Genomic DNA, 18,037 nt, shown 5'->3' on the forward strand with positions numbered 1-18,037 from the left:
TCCATCATGCAGGACCGGTGATGCTGCTCCTGATCATCCCTCGGATCTGGCGTGATGCTACCGACAGTGTCGCCAGATCCGGTTCTCCAGAAGCGAAGATCTCGGCCAGCGTGCCGCGGGCCCGCTGCAGCCGCGCCGCATTGGTGAACTCCCATTCTGCGATCTTCTGCTCACCCGTCTCGTCAGGCTCACCAACGGCGAGCACATCCATGGTCAGCGCCCGCAGCGAGGAGTAGATATCGTCGCGGATCGCCAACCGGGCCAATGAATGCCACCGGTCGTTGCGCTCCAGTTGCGACACGGCCGTCAGCAGATCGTCGACTCGCAGGTCGTCCATCAGGGTGAAGTACAGGTCGGCAACCTCCGCGCCGTCGCGGTCCGCAATGTCCGCAATGTCGATGATGTCCAGCAGGCTGAATCCGTAGAGGCAGCCGGCGACGTCGCCGGCGAGATCTAGCGGAACACCCAGCGCCATCAAGTCTTCGGTCTGTTTGGTGACGATCTCCAGATCGTGACCGCGCAGCCAGGTGTTGAGCAGTGGGGTCAGCTCAGCAATACCTTGCGCGAATCGGTTGATCTCGGCACCCACCGCCAGCGGCTGCGGCCGGTAACTGATGAGCCACCGCGAGGCGCGGTCCAGCAGACGGCGCATGTCCAGGGTCAGCCGATCCGAGACCGCCACCGGCAGATCGGCATGGCGGATGCGATCCCACAACGAGCGCAGCCCGAAGATGGCCTCCACCGCCACATAGGTCTTGAGACCGTCCACCGAACCCGTCCCGGCGTCTTCGAACAGCCGGTACACATAGGTGATTCCGCCGCAGTCGACCACCGCGTTCACCAACATGGTGGCGTAGATCTCCTTGCGCAGCGGGTGCTGGCGGATTTCCGCGTCGAAACGTTCCCGCAGCTGGTTCGGGAAGTAGTGCACCATGCGCCGTAGCGTGACCTCTTGTTCCGGGGCGTCACTGGCCAGCAGATCCGCCTTCAGTGCCAGCTTCACGTGCGCCATCAGCGTCGACAATTCCGGTGACGTCAAACCGATTCCGAGTGCGACGCGGCGCTCGATCTCCTTCTCCGAGGGCAGCACTTCCAGCTCACGGTCCAGTCCACGTTCGGCGACCAAATAGGCGATCTGGCGCGCGTGCACGCTCAGCAGTGAGGCAGCATTGGCGCGACTGGTGCCCATGAGGTGGTTCTGGGACTCGTTGTCGGCCAGCACAAGTGCGGCGACATCGTCGGTCATAGATTCCAGCAGCGCCGTGCGCTCAGCGGCCTCGATCTTGCCGGCGCTGACCAACGAGTCGACCAGGATCTTGATGTTGACCTCATGATCGGAGCAATCCACACCGGCCGAGTTATCCAGCGCATCGGTGTTGACGCGACCGCCGTTGAGTTCGAATTCGATCCGCCCGCGCGAGGTCAGGCCGAGGTTACCGCCTTCACCGATTACCTTGGCGCGCACCTGGTTTCCATTGACGCGGACGGCGTCATTGGCCTTGTCCCCCACCTCGGCTTGCGATTCACTCTCGGCCTTGATGTAGGTGCCGATGCCGCCATTGAAGAACAGGTCAACCGGGGCCAGCAGGATGGCGCGAACGAGCTGGGGAGGCGTCATCTCGCTGATATCCCCGGCGATTCCGAGCGCCTCACGAACCTCGGGGCTGATCGGTACCGACTTTTGTTCCTTGCTGTAAACGCCGCCGCCGGCGCTGATGAGTGCGGAGTTGTAGTCGGCCCAGCTGGAGCGCTCCAGGGCGAACATCCGCTTGCGTTCGGCCCAGGAGGACGCCGGATCGGGATCGGGATCCAGGAAGATGTGCCGGTGGTCGAAGGCGGCCACCAGCTTGATGTGCTGGGACAGCAGCATGCCGTTACCGAACACGTCCCCGCTCATATCGCCGACCCCGGCGACGGTGAAATCCTCTGTCTGGGTGTCGATTCCCATCTCCAGGAAGTGCCGTTTTACGCTCTCCCAGGCGCCGCGGGCGGTGATGCCCATGGCCTTGTGGTCGTAACCGACGGAACCACCGGAGGCGAATGCGTCGCCCAGCCAGAATCCGTACGACTTGGCGACGTCGTTGGCGATATCGGAGAAGGTCGCGGTGCCCTTGTCCGCTGCCACCACCAGATAGGTGTCAGCGCCATCGCGGCGGCGCACCCCGGGCGGCGGGACGACGGCGTTGGTGGCCCGTTCCAGATTGTCGGTGAGGTCGAGTAGACCGCCGATGAATCGTCGATAGCATTCGACGCCCTCGGCGCGGAACGCATCTCGATCCACCGCCGCATCGCCCGTGGCCTGCGGCGGCTGTTTGACGACGAACCCGCCCTTGGCACCGACGGGGACGATGACGGCGTTCTTCACTGCCTGCGCCTTGACCAGTCCCAGGATCTCGGTCCGGAAGTCCTCGCGGCGATCCGACCAACGCAATCCGCCGCGGGCAACGGCGCCGAAGCGCAGATGCACCCCTTCGACGCGGGGTGAATACACGAAGATTTCGAATCGCGGCCTCGGCTCGGGTAGTTCCTCGATCTCACGCGGGTTGAGCTTGAAGGCAAGTACTCCCTTTGCCCGGGCCGAGTCCTCTTGCGTCACAAAGTAGTTGGTGCGCAGTGTGGCCTGGATCAGCGCAAAGAACGCACGCAATACCCGGTCGGTGTCGAGGCTGACGACCTTCTCGATCTCGGCGAGGACCTGCTCTGCCTTGGTGTCGGCGAGAGTGTCGTCGGTGATGGCCGGATCGAAGCGGGCCTCGAACAGTTCCACAAAATCACGCGCGGTCGCGGAGTTGTCGGCGAGCACCGTCTCGATATGTGCCTGGCTGTAGGGGAACCCGGCCTGACGCAGGTATTTGGCATATCCGCGCAGGATGGTGATCTGACCGGCGGTGAGCCCGGCGCGCAGCACCAGCTCGTTGAATCTGTCGGTCTCCACACGGCCGTTCCAGACATCGTCGATCGCGTCCGTGAAGAGCTTCGCGCGGTGCTGCACGCCCTCGGCATCGAAGGCACGCGCGATCGCCGGATGTACCACGATGCGGAATGCATAGAGCGATACGGCGAGGCCGTCCGGACGGATGAAGTGATAGGGGCGCTCCTCCAACACATCGACGCCCATGCTGTGCAGGACCGGGAGCACCTGGCTGAGCGAGGCTGAGCGCCCGCCCAGGTACATGCTGAGCACGCCGGTGGCCGGCTCTTCGGCGGCGTCATAGGCTAGGTCCAGCGAGTTATCCTGGAGTCCTTCGATTCTTGCGATGTCGTCCAGGGCATCCGCGGGTGCGACGTTCGTCTTGAAGACCTCGGGCAGGATGACCGAATAGCGTTCCGCGCAGGCGCGGTCGATCGGCGAGTCGGGGCGCACCGCGCTGACCAAGCGGTCACTCCAGGTACGGCTGGTCTGAGTCAGCAGGCCCTGCAATCGAATCCGGTTGGCCTCAGAAGTGTCGACATTCGTGGACAGATTGTCCTCGGGCATACGGATCGTGAAATGCACCAATGCCCAGGGGGATTCGCTGACTCGCGCGGTGTAATCGATACCGGTGCCGCCAAGCTCGCGCACCAAGGTGTCCTGCATGGCCAGTCGAACAGTCGTGGTGTAGCGGTCACGGGGCAGGTACACGAGGGCGGTCACGAAGTTTCCGAGCTCATCGGATCGCAGAAACAGCAGCGAACCCGGGTGTGCACCAATGTTCCTCACGGCGGTGACGATGTTTTGCAGTTGGTCCACACCCACCGCGAACAGCTCCGCACGGGGCAGATTCTGCATAATGTCGATGAGCATGTGCCCGGCCAACGAGTCCTGGTTGGCGTCCGAACGCGCCAGCACCTGGTGGACTCGATCGGAGATCACCGGGATATCCAGAACATCCGCGTTCATGGCTGCCACTGTGAACACGCCCACGAGGCGGTGCTCGATGGCGGGACCGGTGCCGTCGTCCTGCCTAATCACCACGATGTTCGGATAGATCGCATAACGCAGATACGTCGGCACAGTGGCCTGCGCCAGGACCAACAGCTCGTCGTTGTGGGTGAGCTGCGGAAGCACCTCTTCGCGCCGCTTGAGCAGGCCGAGCCGACTCGATTCCTCCACGGTGGCCCGCCCGTCCTCGACGGTGCAACGCTGATATCCGAGCACCGTGAAGTTGCCTTCCACGAGCCAGCGCAACAGGTTGGCCACCTCGGTCAACTCGGCGGAGGAGAACCGGGCGGTGCCCGCGGAGGCGTCCAGGTCGGCAGCCAGGTCGATGACTGCATCACGCATGGCATCGGTGTCCGCAGCGACATGGCTGCCGTCTTCGAGGGTGTGCGGCAGCTGCGTCTCGATGAAGGCGAGCCGCTCGGCGTCGATGGACGGCGGCAGCTGCAGGTGGATCCAGCACTCGGCACCGATGGCGGTATCGCTGTGTGGGTTGTCGACCGGTATCGCGGAGAGAAGAGTGCCGTCGGCGGAGCGCTCGACGATGAAAACCGGGTCCATCAGGTCCACGATCGCCACACCCAAACGTCGCAACAGCACGGTGACGGAGTCGGCGAGCAACGGCGTGTAATCGGTGACCAACTGCAGGGCGGTACCGAGGCCGGCATCGTCTCCGTTGCGGTACACGGCCATCGAAATCGCATGCGGTCGACGTTGTGCGGCCAGGCGCAGCAGCGCCCTCATGAGCGCTTCACGCACGGGCGGCGTCGGCGACGTGGCATGGACGTCGGCGTCGCCGACTTCGTCCCATTCCTGGTCACCCAGGAAGCGGGCGTGGCTGAACGCAGCCGCCAAAACGTCGATCGTCGGAACGCCAGATCCATTGGTAGATGGCGTGTTTTCGGAAGTTGTGGTCCCAGTGTTAACCGTCACGCAAAGCACTCCTGGCCGAGGTTGCGTGCCGGGCATTGGCACGCAACCTCACCCTAGTCGCGTGTCAGGCGGCGGTGGGTCACTCTGTGAGGTCTGGCTGCATCGATACCCAAACGTTCAACTTTGTTTTCCTCATACGCCTGGAAGTTGCCTTCGAACCAGAACCAGGACGCGGGATTGTCGTCGGTTCCCTCCCACGCCAGGATGTGCGTGCAGGTGCGGTCCAGGAACCACCGGTCATGCGAGATAACGACCGCGCAGCCGGGGAACTGTTCGAGCGCGTTCTCCAGCGAGCCCAGGGTTTCGACATCGAGGTCGTTAGTGGGCTCGTCGAGCAGGATCAGGTTGCCGCCCTGTTTGAGGGTGAGCGCCAGGTTGAGGCGGTTGCGCTCACCACCGGACAGCACACCGGCTGGCTTCTGCTGATCCGGGCCTTTGAACCCGAATGCGGAAACGTAAGCCCGCGACGGCACTTCGTTCTGGCCGACCTCGATGTAGTCGAGACCGTCGGAGACGACCTGCCACACGTTCTTCTTGGGGTCGATCCCGGCGCGGCTCTGGTCGACATAGCTCAGCTTCACGGTTTCGCCCACCTTGGCAACACCACTGTCGGGCTCTTCCAGCCCCACGATCGTCTTGAACAAAGTGGTCTTACCGACACCGTTGGGCCCGATGACACCGACAATCCCGTTGCGGGGCAGGGTGAACGACAGGTCCTTGATAAGCGCGCGGCCGTCGAACCCCTTGTCGAGATGCGCAACTTCGACCACCACATTGCCCAGCCGCGGGCCAGTCGGGATCTGAATTTCCTCGAAGTCGAGCTTGCGGGTCTTCTCCGCTTCGGCAGCCATCTCCTCGTAGCGTCCGAGGCGGGCCTTGTTCTTAGCCTGGCGGGCCTTGGCGCCCGAGCGGACCCAGGCAAGTTCCTCCTGTAGCCGCTTATGCAACTTGAGGTCCTTGCGTCCCTGGACCGCGATCCGGTCGGCCTTCTTTTCCAGATAGGTGGAGTAGTTGCCCTCGTAGGGGTAGGCCCGCCCACGGTCCAGTTCGAGGATCCATTCGGCCACGTTGTCGAGGAAGTACCGGTCGTGAGTCACCGCCAGGATGGCGCCTGGGTAGCTGGCCAGGTGCTGCTCGAGCCACAGCACGCTTTCCGCGTCGAGGTGGTTGGTGGGCTCATCGAGCAGCAGCAGGTCTGGCTTAGACAGCAGCAGACGGCACAGTGCTACCCGGCGGCGCTCACCACCTGACAGATGTGACACGGGCTCGTCCGGCGGCGGGCAGCGCAGCGCATCCATGGCCTGCTCCAGCTGCGAGTCGATATCCCAGGCGTCGGCGGCGTCCAGCTCTTCCTGGAGCTTGCCCATCTCTTCCATGAGCTCGTCGGTGTAGTCGGTCGCCATCAACTCGGCGACCTCGTTGTAGCGATTGAGCTTGCCCTTGATGGCCACGCCCGACTCGACGTTCTCACGTACCGTCTTCGTCTCGTCGAGCTGCGGCTCCTGCTGCAGGATCCCTACGCTGGCGCCGTTGGCCAGGAAGGCCTCGCCGTTGTTCGGTGTGTCGAGCCCCGCCATGATCTTCAGGACACTGGACTTACCGGCGCCGTTGGGACCGACCACACCGATCTTGGCACCGGGCAGGAAGCTCAGCGTGACATCGTCGAGGATGACCTTGTCGCCATGCGCCTTGCGGACTTTCATCATCGTGTAGATGTACTCAGCCATTGCCGCGCTGTCGCCTCTCCTCTAAGTTCTTTTGCCGCAGCTCACGACCGTTCCGGTGAGCTGCCCGACCCATCCTAGGTGAGAGGCGACCGCGCGGTCGCCGGCGTCAGCTCAGATATCAAGCACTCAACGGAAGGTTTACCGGCTCCTCGCTGCTCTCGTCGGTATCCACGGGCTCCTCCATCGATTCCTCGGCCCCGGAACCGGGTTGCTCCGCGGCCGCGATGTCCTCCTGCTTGCCGGTGTATCCGGCCTTCTCTATCCGGGCGATCGTCCGTGATAGGTCTGGCCCGACGGCGATCGCTTTCATCTCGGTGACCTGACGGCGGTTGCCGTCCTTGTCCTCGAACTCGCTGGTGTGCAGATGGCCGTGCACGATCACCGGCGCTCCCTTCCCCAACGCCGCGCCGACTCCGGTGACCAGCCGGCCCCAGCACGTGACATTGATGAACAGGGAGTTGGAGTTCACCCAGCTGCCGTCGTCACGCCGACGGCGTGCATTACTGGCGACGCGGAACTTGATCATCTCGTCGGAGCCGACCTGGCGCCGCTTGAGGTCTCCAACAATGGAGCCGATGACAGTGACTGGAGTTTCAAACATTGTCCGTACCTTTCCTTTTTTCATTCGTGCACCGCCGAACCGGGTGCCCTTGGTGGCTCCAGTAACTCGTCTCGTACCGACACCCCGGCCCGACACATACGGGGCCGCGGGTGCTGATTGTGGATGGGTATCGGATTGGGGATAACTGGCCGATGAGTCCGGCCACCCGTACCTTGCTTGACATGACGGTTTGGATCATGCGCCGCCCCGAGGACGACATCGCCGCCGAATTGGCGGGCTCATCAGGGCCGTTGGCCGGAGTGCGACTCGCGGTCAAGGACAACGTGGACGTGGGCGGTGTGCCCACCACCGCCGCCTGCCCGGAATACGCGTACGTTCCCGAACACGACGCCCCGGTGGTCGCGGCCTTACGTGGCGCGGGTGCAGTGGTCGTCGGCAAGACGAACCTGGATCAATTCGCGACGGGGCTCGTCGGCACACGCTCCCCCTACGGTGCGGTATCCGACTCGCGCCGTCCTGAATACATCAGCGGCGGTTCCAGTTCGGGATCCGCAGTCGCGGTCGCAACCGGACAGGCCGATATCGGGATCGGAACCGATACCGCGGGATCCGGGCGGGTACCCGCAGGGCTGCAGGGCATCGTCGGGATCAAACCGACCGTCGGCGTCATCTCCACCGAGGGTGTGGTTCCAGCCTGCGAATCCTATGACTGTGTCACCATTTTCGCCCGGACGCTGGACACCGCCAATGCCGCGATGGCCGCCATGGGAAGTGCTGTCGGGCCGCGCTCCTGGCCCACCAACACACGACTGGCCGCTCCCCCACAGCCCACCGTCGCCATTCCGCGCCAGCTTCCCGCACTGGATGAGACGTGGCGCAAAGCATTTCACGCGGCGGTCGAACGTCTTCGAGTAATCGGAGCGACAATCGTCGAGATCGATCTGGCGCCCTTCCTGGCGGCAGCGAAACTGCTGTACGAGGGCGCGCTGGTCAGCGAACGCTATGCCGCCGCGGGTGAGTTCATCGATGCCAACCCCAATGCTGCACTGGATCCCATTGTTGCGCAGATCATTTCGAATGCACGCGATATCCCCGCACACCGGCTGGTTCGAGACCGCGCCGAGGTGCAGCATCTCCGCGAGGAAGCCATGGCCTCCCTGGCGGGTGCGGACGCGCTGCTGGTACCCACCGCACCGCTGCATCCGACTATCGAGCAGGTGACGGCCGACCCGATTGGCGTCAACGCGACCATGGGGACCTACACCAACTTCTGCAATCTGTTCGACCTGTGTGGGGTGGCGGTGCCCACGGGAACCGCAGGTGACGCCCAGTTCGGGGTGACGGTCCTGGCCCGCGCCTTCGACGACGCGGTGGCCTTCGATATCGCCGCGATGGTCACCGGAGATACGGCGGGACAGGACGTTTGGCCCGCTGCGAGCACCCTGTCACATGAGCTTGCGGTATTCGGCGCTCACCTTAAGGGTGGCCCGCTGGAGTTCCAGCTCACCGACCGGGGGGCACGTTGGATCGGCCCGGTACGTACCGCGCCGAAGTATCGGATGGCGGCACTGCACACCACACCACCCAAACCCGGCCTCACCCGCTCCGAAGAGGACGGGGTGAGCATCGGCGGCGAGATCTGGCGGCTTTCCCCCGCAGCGCTGGGCACCTTCCTCGCACAGCTGCCCGAGCCAATGCTGCTGGGCAAGGTCGAGTGCGATGACGGCCTGTGGCGCACCGGATTCGGCTGTGACGGCGCCGCGGCGCAAGCGGGCACCGATATCAGTGCGTACGGCAGCTGGCCGGCGGCCATCGCCGCAGGTGCGGTGGGTTAGCTCGGCTTCTCTTCGTACTGAGCCATTTTGGCCAGCATGGCGTTGTAGGCGGCCAGATCGGCGTCGTCATCACGTTCGGCGGCACGGTCCTGTCGGCGGGCCAGCCGCTCATCCGAACGTGACCACTGGATGACCAGGGCAATCATGACCACCAGCAACGGCAGTTCCCCCGTCGCCCAAGTGATGGCGCCGCCCATGTGTTGATCGGCGGCCAGATCGATCCGCCACGGCAAGGCCAGATTGCTGTAAAACTTTTCGCCGAGAATGGCTTTCGTGCCCATCAGGATGACGCCGAAGAACGCGTGCAAAGGCAGTGACACCAGCACAATGCCCAATTTGGCGACCGGAGGCAGACGCCGCGGAGACGGGTCGATACCAATGACCACCCAATAGAACAGGTACCCGCTCAGCAGAAAGTGCAGATTCATCGCCAGGTGCGCGGCGTGCACATCGACGGCGGCGTCATAGAGCCCACTCAGGTACAAGCCGTAGAACCCGCCGATGAACAACGACGTCGCCACCAGCGGATGCGTCACGAAGCGAGAGAACGTGCTGTGCAGTGCCATCTGCACCCACTCGCGTAGCCCCGGCGGATCGTCCTTGCCCGCGGCGGGCAGTACACGCAGCAGCAGCGTGATGGGCCCGCCGAGAACGAGGAGCACGGGCACCAGCATCGAGAGCGTCATGTGCGCGACCATGTGAATGCTGAACATCGCGGGCATGTACCGGCCGACGCCCGACGATGTAGCGATGAGCAGAAAGGCGCAACCGAATACCCATGAGATGGTGCGCCCCACAGGCCATTCGTCACCGCGTTTTTTCAGCCGACGGACACCGACCAGGTAGGCGACGGCGAAAACAATGGCGGCCGTTCCGAAGATGAGGTCGAAGCGCCAGTCGAACATCAGACGCTGCGGGGTCGGCGGACCGGCAATCGGGTAACCGATGGCGACCTCGACCGGTGAAGGGTTGAGGTTCAGCGGCGGCGGTGGCGGGGTGCGACCCAACCCGACGGCGATTCCGAAGGTGACCGCGAAGATGACCGCTTCCAAGCCTGCGAGCCGAATCAGCGGCCGACGATTCTGTGGATCCTCGGCCAATGCCGTCATCGCCGAACGCCGTTGCAGATATCCCAGCACGCCGAGGACAAGCAGCGCGGTCGTCTTGCCGACCAACAACCATCCGTAGCGGGTGGTAAGCAGGTCCGAAAGCTGCACCCGGATAAGCGCGTTGATGATTCCGCTGAGCCCTATCGCGACATAGCACCACAGTGCCACCGTGGAGAACCTGCGCGCCGCCACATCGAGATAGCCGCCACCGCGCAGCGCGTGTATCAGCAGCGCCAGCAGCCCACCGGCCCACAGCGCCGCGGAAACCAGGTGGATGATGAGGCTGTTGGTTCCGAGGTCGTGCGCGCCGCCGGATGCCGAATGCCCCACCAATGCCAGCGGCATCAATGTCGCCACCGATCCGAGTACCAGCAGCGGCGTCCATGCCCAGCGCAACACCACCCGGCTCGCGATCGCGACGCCGGCGGCGATGAATGCCATCCAGCGCCACGCGTTTACGGTGTCGATTTCACCCGCGAGCGACCACAGCTCGCCGGGGTTCAGGAAAGTACTCACCGGCTGACCCGACACATCGGACACCGACAACGGCACCATGGCCGCCGAGAACACCGCCAGCGCGGTTGATGCGGCCGTGCCGATGCGCAGCGAGCGGTAGCCGTCCACGTCGAGCACGCCGTTGGATTGCGGTGGGACGAAAAAGGCCGCGAGCAGGAATGCGCCGACGGCGCCGACGGCGCAGATTTCGGCGGCGGCCCGAACGAACGGCACGCCGTAGGAGGTGACGAGGCCCGGGTTTGGCAGACCGGTCGCGAGCAGGGCGTCGGTGAGCGAAAGCGCCCCGATAGTGGCCGCGACCAGGCCCGCTAACGCGGCGGCACCGACAACGACCGTCCAGATCGGCGAATCGGTCTGCCTGGCGGTGGGGGTCGTCGTCACCAGTCAAGGGTATGGCGAGATGCGATCCGCACGGTCACCGGTTCGATAGACTACGGTCCGGCTAGCGCCACATGCCTCCGTAGCTCAGTCGGATAGAGCAAGGGCCTTCTAATCCCTAGGTCGCAGGTTCGATTCCTGCCGGGGGCGCAGTTCAGATGCTGTTTTTCACCGTAATTATCCGCTGTGAGAAGGCTCGTGCCCGCGCAGCGTCCTCGCGCGGATCAATGGCGCGTTCCCGGCAAGGTTTGCACTGGCGGCCGGGGAAAAGCCACGCCCACAGCACACACTTTTGTCCTGAAATCTGTGGGTGCGGTTACATTCGCGGATTGCTCCGTGCATACTTTGCTCATGATTCGCTGGATGGGATCCGCCGCGACCGTCTTCACACTTGCAGCCGGGGGTATTACCGCATCTGCTGTTGTAGCGCCGGGCGTAGCGTGTGCTTGCTCATGCGTCGCTGTCCGCAAGGACGCGGCCTCGGTCAAGGAATGGCTCGGGCACGCGCAAGCAATCTTCGTCGGGACACCTACTGACACCTTCGGGATCGGCAACCCCGACACCGGCCGCACCATCTACGAGTTCGCAGTCCGCGAGGTCTACAAGGGTGATGTCGGTGCAGTGACAACAGTCAAGGTAGAGAACTTCGGGCCATCCTGCGGGCGTGGGTACGACATTGGTACGGAGTACTTCGTGGTGGCAGGTAAGCCCGACGAGATACCCAACGACAGCAGACCCAACGCACCCGCCGCCTACGGGGACAACATGTGCTCCTTGACTCAAGTGGCCGCAGGGTCCGACCTACCCGGCCCTTCGGAAGCCGTCTACGGGAAACCTCATGCGGCTACCGGGCAGTCTGTCACGCTGCCCACATAAGGCGTCGCCCGGGATAGCGCTTCCAGCGACGACCCGGATGATGCACCCCGCACCTGTCGAGTACCTCGCTCATCATTGATCTCAGCGCTAGCAGAGCGGGGCGGTGCCGAGGCCGTGGGAATGTCCTGGTGTCTGCCCCTGTCTGGAGCTAGCGGTTATCTAGTACACGGAACAGGTATGGGGTTTCCTGCCGGGGCACTTACCAACTGCGCGCTTGTCAGTCCTGGGGCGGTGCTTCTGCCGTCAATTCGGCCTTCTGCCGGTACAGCTCCATTTCGGCACTCAGCGCGTCGTCAAGCGCACGGTTCATGGCGGCGTGTGTTGAATGGCTCGCGGCCCGCCGCATTGTCCCAACAAGGTCTGTAGCCCAAGCGATTTCGTCATCGGTGCCCGGAATCCAGCCGGGCCCGCGCTGGCGGGTCACCTCGTCATGCGCGGCACCGATAAGTACACGCGCGGCATCGTCGAGCTTCTCGTTCATCTTGACGTGGATATCGACCAGGTTGGCCAGCGCCATTCCGCGCGAGATCAACGCTGCGAAGGTGTCGATCGTGTCCAGATCATTGACGAGGTATGAGTCGGAAGCATCAACGGGTTCGAGTAGCCCGGCATCGACCAACCGTGCCAGTACCGCGGGATCGATGGGGCCCAGTAGCTCCTCAAGCTTCCCCATCGACAGCGTCCCTTGGTCCGCGTTGGACCACCGCTGCTCAAGCAGGCCCTCAAGATCCGAGAGATCGAGAACATCGGCAAGCTGGGCACCCCGCTGCAGCCCGGTGAAGAACTTGGTGATGTGTTTAAGGGTGAAACCCTCACTGAGCAAGCGATTTATCGCCCGCAATTGCCGAAGATGCCAGTCGTTGTAGATAGCGGTCCTGCCCCGGCGCAGCGGCCGGGGCAGGAGCCCTCGTTCTTGGTACCCGCGGATATTCCGCGTCGTCGTCCCCGAGGCTTGTGCGAGGTCGTCGATCCGGTACTCGGTCATGGTTTCGAGGCTGGCCCTGTCAGTATCAGTTCGTCGCTGGTGTGCGAGACAGTGATTTTATAGTCCTGCAGGTCGAATCTCTTGAGTTGGTTGACGTACTGCGTGGCGAATCCAGGGAACATCGTCGCATTGAACCCGTCGTCCGTGAGGTACCAACTCTGGCACCCTGAGTTCCACGTGGTGGATTGCAGCCGACGTTGGATGTCCTGGTTGTAGCGTTCCTGGATTTCGGGGCGTGCGTCCACCGATTTCCAGTCGTTGGTGATCAGCGCAGAGATCGCGTCGGTGATGTAGTTGATCTGCGCCTCCATGTACACCAGCGCCGAGCTGTGCCCGGGTCCTGAGTTGGGGCCGAAGGTAAAGAACAGATTCGGGTAGCCCGATACCGCCACGCTGCGGTAGGCGTAGGCGCCACCGCCCCACTCGGCGGCCAGGTCCCGGCCGTCGAGCCCGATGACCGGGTAGGGCGTACCTGCCTTGCACACGTCGAAACCGGTTGCGAAGACGATGCAATCGAATTGATGCTCGATGCCCTCGACTGTGCGGATGCCCTTCGGGGCCAGCCGGGCGATGGGCCAGGTGACCAGCTTGCAGTTCTCTGCCTGCAGCGCGGGGTAATAGTCGCTGGTCATCAGCAGGCGCTTGCACCCTGCCGAGAAATCGGGCTTCAGCTGCCGGCGCAACCAGGGGTCCTTCACCTGTCGCCGCCGATGTGCGGAGCTGACCGCCTCGACGATGCGGGTGAAGGGGGTGTCCCAGACCACGCCCAGCGCCACCGACTCGTGCCCCCAGAACCACGCCGCACGCGCCAGCCGCTGACTCAGCGGCCAGTCACGGTACAGCTGCTTGAGCCGCCCGCCAGTTGTGCGGTTCAGACGCGGCAGAACCCAGCCGGGCGTGCGCTGGAACACCTTCACCATTTCGGCGGTCTTCACCAGCTCCGGAATGATCTGGACGGCACTGGCTCCCGTGCCGACGACGGCAACGCGCTTACCGGTGAAGTCGTAGTCATGATCCCAGCGGGCACTGTGGATCTTGTGGCCCTCATACGTGTCGAGACCCGGGATCGCCGGAAAACTCGCGTTCGCGAGCGGGCCGGAGGCCATGATGACGCTGCGGGCACGCACCGGTTCCTGGTTATCGAACTCTAGGGTCCACTCCCCTGCGCCCTCGTCGTATGTAACCCCGACGACGTTGTGGCCGAAACGGATATACGGCGACAGCGTCGAGGATTCGACCATCTGGTCGATGTAGCCGAGGATCTCGCCGCTGTCGGAATACGTGTGCGACCACTCGGGATTGGGGGCAAAGCTGTACGAGTACAACCGCGAGGGGATATCGCACGCCGCCCCGGGGTAGGTGTTATCGCGCCAGGTACCGCCCACCCGGTCGCCGCGCTCGAAGATCGCGAAGTCGTTGACGCCCTTGTCTTTCAGGCGGATGGCGGCACCGATACCGGCGAACCCGGCGCCGATGATGGCTACGGAGATATTCATGCTGGCTGCTTTCACGCGACGGGTTCGTAGGTGAGTTCCTGGGACCAGGTGGGGGTGCGCTCCACCAGTCGCATCGGGATGACGCCGGTGATCTTGACCAGCGAGTCCGCTATCCAGTGGTATTTCGACTTGCGGTTGATCACCTTCATCGCATGCCAGGAGATCAACCGGTACATCGGCAGCCGCCGGACGTATTCGCTGCGCTCACCGACACTCTTGAAGCGTTTCATCGCACCGTAGAGGCGCTCCTCGTCGACACCCATGGCCACGATGTTGTCGCGCATCTTATTGAGCAGCGGCACATAGCTCAGCAAGCCGATCAGCAGGCTGGGCTTGAGCCAGCCGCCGACGAGCTCAGTGAGCAACTTGCGCATCTTGGAGTGGCCCAGGATATCCATGACCTCGAAATCCACTGCAAGATGACGAGATTCGTCAGAGTTGATCCGCTTGAATGCTTCCTGCGCGATCGGGTCCTTGACCTCGTCGGTAATGAACTTGATGAGGGCTCCGTCCAGGGCGACCTCCAGCATCGGGATCACCGTGCCGAGAAAGGACAGCGACATCCCGTCGGAGTACTTGTCGAGAAAGTTGATCACCAGCTGCACATTGATACTCGGGGAAGGGATCTCGTCGTTCTCGAGCATCCCCCACCGGCGCATCAGCGCCAGCTCGGCGTTGGCGTGCTTCTGTTCCTCGGCATGGAAGTGCTCGTAGATGCTCTTCAGCGTCGGGGTCGGCGCCTTCTTGGCCAGCGCCGCGAATCCGCGTGCCCCGACATTCTCGATCCACATCAGGTCCGCGATGAACGGCTTGAGCTTCGCATGCAGCTCAGGCTCGATCAGCTCGGCGCCAGGTGCCTCCCAGTCGATATCAGCAAGTGCCCACTGCTTGTCCTTGATCATCTGCAGCATGTTGTCGAGATCCATTGCCATGGAATGTTTTCCCTTTCAGCGAGGTAGTGAGAAGTTCAGTCGGTGGGCAGGAGCCGGCCCAGCAGGCCGGCTCCCCGCGTGTACAGGGTGGGAAAGTGCCGTTTGAGGTGCCAGATGACGTTGGCGTCGAATTGCGGCAGCACATACAGACGGCCGCGGTCATGGGCATCGAGGGTGCGGGCAGCGACCTTCTCCGGGGAGAAGCCGGTTAGCTCGATGATCCGGTCAAGCAGGCCCGATGTGGCCGCCCCGGTGAGGCGCCCATCCTTGAAGACATTCGTTTTGACGACGGTGGGACACAGCACGGTCACGTTGATCCCCGTGCCGCTCAGTTCGGCGGCCAGGGTTTCCGACAGTGACATGACGCCCGCCTTCGACACGTTGTACGCGCCCATCGCCGGCGCCGCGGCGAACCCCGCCGCAGAGGCGACGTTGATGATCCCGCCGCGCCCGCCCGCGCGGAGCAACGGCGTGAACAGCTCGCATCCGTGGATGACGCCCCACAGGTTGATGCCAAGCGCCCAGTTCCAGTCGTCCAGACCGATCTCCCCGACCGGTCTGCCGCCGATCCCGACGCCCGCGTTGTTGATCACCAAGGTGGGCGGTCCGGAGAAGACCTCCTGTGCCTCGAATGCCAGCGCCTCCACCTGGCTTCGTGAAGCAACATCGCAGGCAACGGCATGAGCACGGCCTGCGGAAAGCCGGTCCACCAGAGCCGCGGTCTCCGCGGCCCGCTCAGCGTTGATATCCGCACAGACCACGTGGCCACCGCGCCGGGCCAATTCGAGGGCAAAAGCACGCCCGATACCGCTGCCAGCACCGGTGACTACCGCTTTTGCATCTACCGAAATCGGCTGGCGTCTGAAGACGTCAAGAAGCCCCATGGCGGAATACAACATCACCAACTGTGCCATTTGTCAACGGCACAGTGCATGATGACAATGAGGTCTTCACCACTCCGGAAGGAACTCGTATGCCGACGCACACGGCCACCGCACCCGGCGCCTACGCGCTGGAGGTGCTCGAAGTCATCGCCGAGACACCCGATGCGGTCTCGATCGTGTTCGCCGCACCGCCCGATGCCCAAGCAGACTTCGCCTACAAGCCTGGGCAGTTCCTGACCCTGCGCGTGCCGGTTGGCACGGATACCGATGCGGTGTCCCGGTGCTATTCACTATCGAGCGCACCCAGCATCGATGAACACCTGAAGGTCACCGTCAAACGAACCGCCGGCGGTCGGGCCTCGAACTGGCTCTGCGACAACGCCCGAGCCGGAATGGTACTCGAATCACTGCGCCCTACAGGAACATTCACCATGCGCGATACCGCAGCGGTTCCGGTGTTCGTGGCGGCCGGCAGTGGCATCACGCCGATCATGTCCATGATCCGCACGGTGCTGCCCGAGTCCGCGCTAGACGCCGTCCTCGTGTACGCCAACCGAGACCGCGACTCGGTGATCTTTGATGCCGAACTTGCAGCACTGCAGTCAGAACACGGACGCAGGCTGACCGTCTTGCACTGGATTGAGGCCGAATCCGGGCTGCCGACCGCCGACGGGCTGCGTGCACTCTTGCCAGCCGCCAGCACCGGCACGGTCGCATACCTGTGCGGCCCAGCCGCCTTCATGGACGTCGCAGCGACCGCGCTGTGCGGTATCGGCCTGGCGCGCGAGGACATCCATCGCGAGATCTTCGTGTCGCTAACCACCGATGCCTTTGCCGCCGCACCGGAGCCTGCGGCCGTGCCGGCCGATCCGGACGCGGTAAGCGCCACCGTGGAAATCGATGGGGACACCCACCAGATCTGCTGGCCGAAATCGCAGATCCTCCTCGACGTACTCCTGGGCTTGGGCATCGACGCGCCCTATGTATGCCGCGAGGGCAACTGCGGAGGCTGCTCGTACACCCTCCGAGCGGGCGAGGTGACGATGCAGGTCAATGACGCCCTCGATGACCATGAGATCAGCCACGGCGTGCGCCTCGCGTGCCAGTCGCTGCCGCAATCGGATCAACTCAGCATCGCCTTCGACCGCTGACAGAACTCCACTGCCTGGCATCCGCCGCTCAAACGCCAATACTGATTACGCCTTCACGGCATCCCAGGCCGCTTGCCCCAGAACCGGAGCCGCGGAAAGAACGTCAAAATCGGCCGAACGTGCCAGCCACAGCCGGGCATATTCCACACAGGGCCCCATCCATAACGACTGGCACAACCTGGGCGGCAGGGGCTTGATACGACGCTTCTCGACGTGCGGTTGTAACCACGCACTCGCCTTGCCGTAGAAATCCTCATTCAGCGCGGCGATCGCCGATCGCGACTCCTCGATGACTTCGAACTCCCTGCAGTGAAAGAGAAAACGGGCCCGCAATTCGTTCGCGGCAACCCACTCCAGGTGAAAGCGAACGGTGCCTTCGATCCCGCGGCGAGCACTCGAATTTCCCTGCAGCACAGCAAGATAGGCGTTGTAGTAATCCCGCAACGTTTCGAGGTACAGCTCGGCGGCCACACGCTCTTTGCTTCCGAAGAAGTGGTAGATGCTGCCCACACTGGCCCCGGACTCACGGTGCAGGGCCTCGATTGTGGTGCCCGCCACCCCATTCTTCAGAAAGCTCGTCAGCGCCGAATCAAGGATCGCGCGCCGGCGCGCTACGCCGGCATTCGAGGCAGTGGACACCACCAAGACAATACTGTCCCGCCTCTTGACTGGAGAATTGTTCTAGAATATTTTTCTAGTCACGAAACCCCATCGGATCACCGAAAGGACTGTGG

General features: G+C 63.4%; 12 protein-coding genes and 1 tRNA gene. 4 read left to right on the top strand and 9 right to left on the bottom strand.

Annotated elements, in window-relative coordinates; translation table 11 throughout:
- Positions 1–4: 4 nt before the first annotated feature.
- From AB0H22_RS09360 to AB0H22_RS09370, 3 genes are all read right to left on the bottom strand, one after another.
- Positions 5–4,678 carry an NAD-glutamate dehydrogenase gene (locus AB0H22_RS09360; protein WP_358146701.1) on the bottom strand — a complete coding sequence of 1,558 codons (4,674 nt, stop codon included), beginning with the start codon at positions 4,676–4,678 and terminating at the stop codon, positions 5–7.
- 227 nt (positions 4,679–4,905) lie between these two features.
- Positions 4,906–6,579 carry an energy-dependent translational throttle protein EttA gene (ettA, locus tag AB0H22_RS09365; RefSeq protein ID WP_180751724.1) on the bottom strand — a complete coding sequence of 558 codons (1,674 nt, stop codon included), beginning with the start codon at positions 6,577–6,579 and terminating at the stop codon, positions 4,906–4,908.
- Between the two features lie 118 nt (positions 6,580–6,697).
- Complete coding sequence (locus AB0H22_RS09370; protein ID WP_358146419.1) at positions 6,698–7,180, bottom strand: single-stranded DNA-binding protein; 483 nt, start codon at positions 7,178–7,180, stop codon at positions 6,698–6,700.
- A gap of 182 nt (positions 7,181–7,362) precedes the next feature.
- On the opposite strand from AB0H22_RS09370, the gene atzF reads away from it, so the two are divergent.
- On the top strand, positions 7,363–8,976 hold the full coding sequence (atzF, locus tag AB0H22_RS09375) for an allophanate hydrolase (RefSeq protein WP_358146420.1): 1,614 nt from the start codon (positions 7,363–7,365) through the stop codon (positions 8,974–8,976).
- Here atzF and AB0H22_RS09380 read toward each other — a convergent pair.
- On the bottom strand, positions 8,973–10,982 hold the full coding sequence (locus AB0H22_RS09380; protein ID WP_358146421.1) for a cytochrome c oxidase assembly protein: 2,010 nt from the start codon (positions 10,980–10,982) through the stop codon (positions 8,973–8,975). The genes atzF and AB0H22_RS09380 overlap by 4 nt on opposite strands.
- A gap of 73 nt (positions 10,983–11,055) precedes the next feature.
- On the opposite strand from AB0H22_RS09380, the gene AB0H22_RS09385 reads away from it, so the two are divergent.
- Together AB0H22_RS09385 and AB0H22_RS09390 are read left to right on the top strand one after the other, a co-directional pair.
- Positions 11,056–11,129: transfer RNA gene (locus tag AB0H22_RS09385), tRNA-Arg, on the top strand.
- Between the two features lie 213 nt (positions 11,130–11,342).
- Complete coding sequence (locus AB0H22_RS09390) at positions 11,343–11,855, top strand: hypothetical protein (protein WP_358146702.1); 513 nt, start codon at positions 11,343–11,345, stop codon at positions 11,853–11,855.
- 217 nt (positions 11,856–12,072) lie between these two features.
- Here AB0H22_RS09390 and AB0H22_RS09395 read toward each other — a convergent pair whose 3' ends face one another.
- Genes AB0H22_RS09395 through AB0H22_RS09410 form a run of 4 tightly spaced genes read right to left on the bottom strand, consistent with a single transcriptional unit; the run spans position 12,073 to position 16,167 of the window.
- Positions 12,073–12,840, bottom strand: a complete 768-nt coding sequence (locus tag AB0H22_RS09395; RefSeq protein ID WP_180751720.1) for a MerR family transcriptional regulator — start codon at positions 12,838–12,840, stop codon at positions 12,073–12,075.
- Positions 12,837–14,336, bottom strand: a complete 1,500-nt coding sequence (locus AB0H22_RS09400; RefSeq protein ID WP_180751719.1) for an NAD(P)/FAD-dependent oxidoreductase — start codon at positions 14,334–14,336, stop codon at positions 12,837–12,839. Before AB0H22_RS09400 ends, AB0H22_RS09395 begins: the two co-directional genes overlap by 4 nt.
- An 11-nt stretch (positions 14,337–14,347) precedes the next feature.
- Positions 14,348–15,268: a ferritin-like domain-containing protein gene (locus tag AB0H22_RS09405; protein ID WP_180751718.1), complete on the bottom strand. Its 921-nt coding sequence runs from the start codon at positions 15,266–15,268 to the stop codon at positions 14,348–14,350.
- Between the two features lie 35 nt (positions 15,269–15,303).
- Positions 15,304–16,167, bottom strand: a complete 864-nt coding sequence (locus AB0H22_RS09410) for an SDR family NAD(P)-dependent oxidoreductase (RefSeq protein ID WP_358146703.1) — start codon at positions 16,165–16,167, stop codon at positions 15,304–15,306.
- 74 nt (positions 16,168–16,241) lie between these two features.
- Between AB0H22_RS09410 and AB0H22_RS09415 the strand changes: the two genes are divergently transcribed.
- On the top strand, positions 16,242–17,303 hold the full coding sequence (locus tag AB0H22_RS09415; RefSeq protein ID WP_358146422.1) for a ferredoxin--NADP reductase: 1,062 nt from the start codon (positions 16,242–16,244) through the stop codon (positions 17,301–17,303).
- A 45-nt stretch (positions 17,304–17,348) separates the two neighbouring features.
- Here the strand turns inward: AB0H22_RS09415 and AB0H22_RS09420 are convergent, their stop codons facing one another.
- Positions 17,349–17,942, bottom strand: coding sequence for a TetR/AcrR family transcriptional regulator (locus tag AB0H22_RS09420; RefSeq protein WP_180751716.1), 594 nt, complete (start codon positions 17,940–17,942; stop codon positions 17,349–17,351).
- Positions 17,943–18,037 lie beyond the last annotated feature (95 nt).

This window comes from Mycobacterium sp. NPDC050853, assembly GCF_040653875.1.
Taxonomy (GTDB): domain Bacteria; phylum Actinomycetota; class Actinomycetes; order Mycobacteriales; family Mycobacteriaceae; genus Mycobacterium.

Bases quoted from the DNA above. Each gene is read 5' to 3' on its own strand.
- ettA (WP_180751724.1), bottom strand. From the start codon at position 6,579: ATGGCTGAGTACATCTACACGATGATGAAAGTCCGCAAGGCGCATGGC.
- AB0H22_RS09370 (WP_358146419.1), bottom strand. From the start codon at position 7,180: ATGTTTGAAACTCCAGTCACTGTCATCGGCTCCATTGTTGGAGACCTC.
- atzF (WP_358146420.1), top strand. From the start codon at position 7,363: ATGACGGTTTGGATCATGCGCCGCCCCGAGGACGACATCGCCGCCGAA.
- AB0H22_RS09390 (WP_358146702.1), top strand. From the start codon at position 11,343: ATGGGATCCGCCGCGACCGTCTTCACACTTGCAGCCGGGGGTATTACC.
- AB0H22_RS09395 (WP_180751720.1), bottom strand. From the start codon at position 12,840: ATGACCGAGTACCGGATCGACGACCTCGCACAAGCCTCGGGGACGACG.
- AB0H22_RS09400 (WP_180751719.1), bottom strand. From the start codon at position 14,336: ATGAATATCTCCGTAGCCATCATCGGCGCCGGGTTCGCCGGTATCGGT.
- AB0H22_RS09405 (WP_180751718.1), bottom strand. From the start codon at position 15,268: ATGGCAATGGATCTCGACAACATGCTGCAGATGATCAAGGACAAGCAG.
- AB0H22_RS09410 (WP_358146703.1), bottom strand. From the start codon at position 16,167: ATGTTGTATTCCGCCATGGGGCTTCTTGACGTCTTCAGACGCCAGCCG.
- AB0H22_RS09415 (WP_358146422.1), top strand. From the start codon at position 16,242: ATGCCGACGCACACGGCCACCGCACCCGGCGCCTACGCGCTGGAGGTG.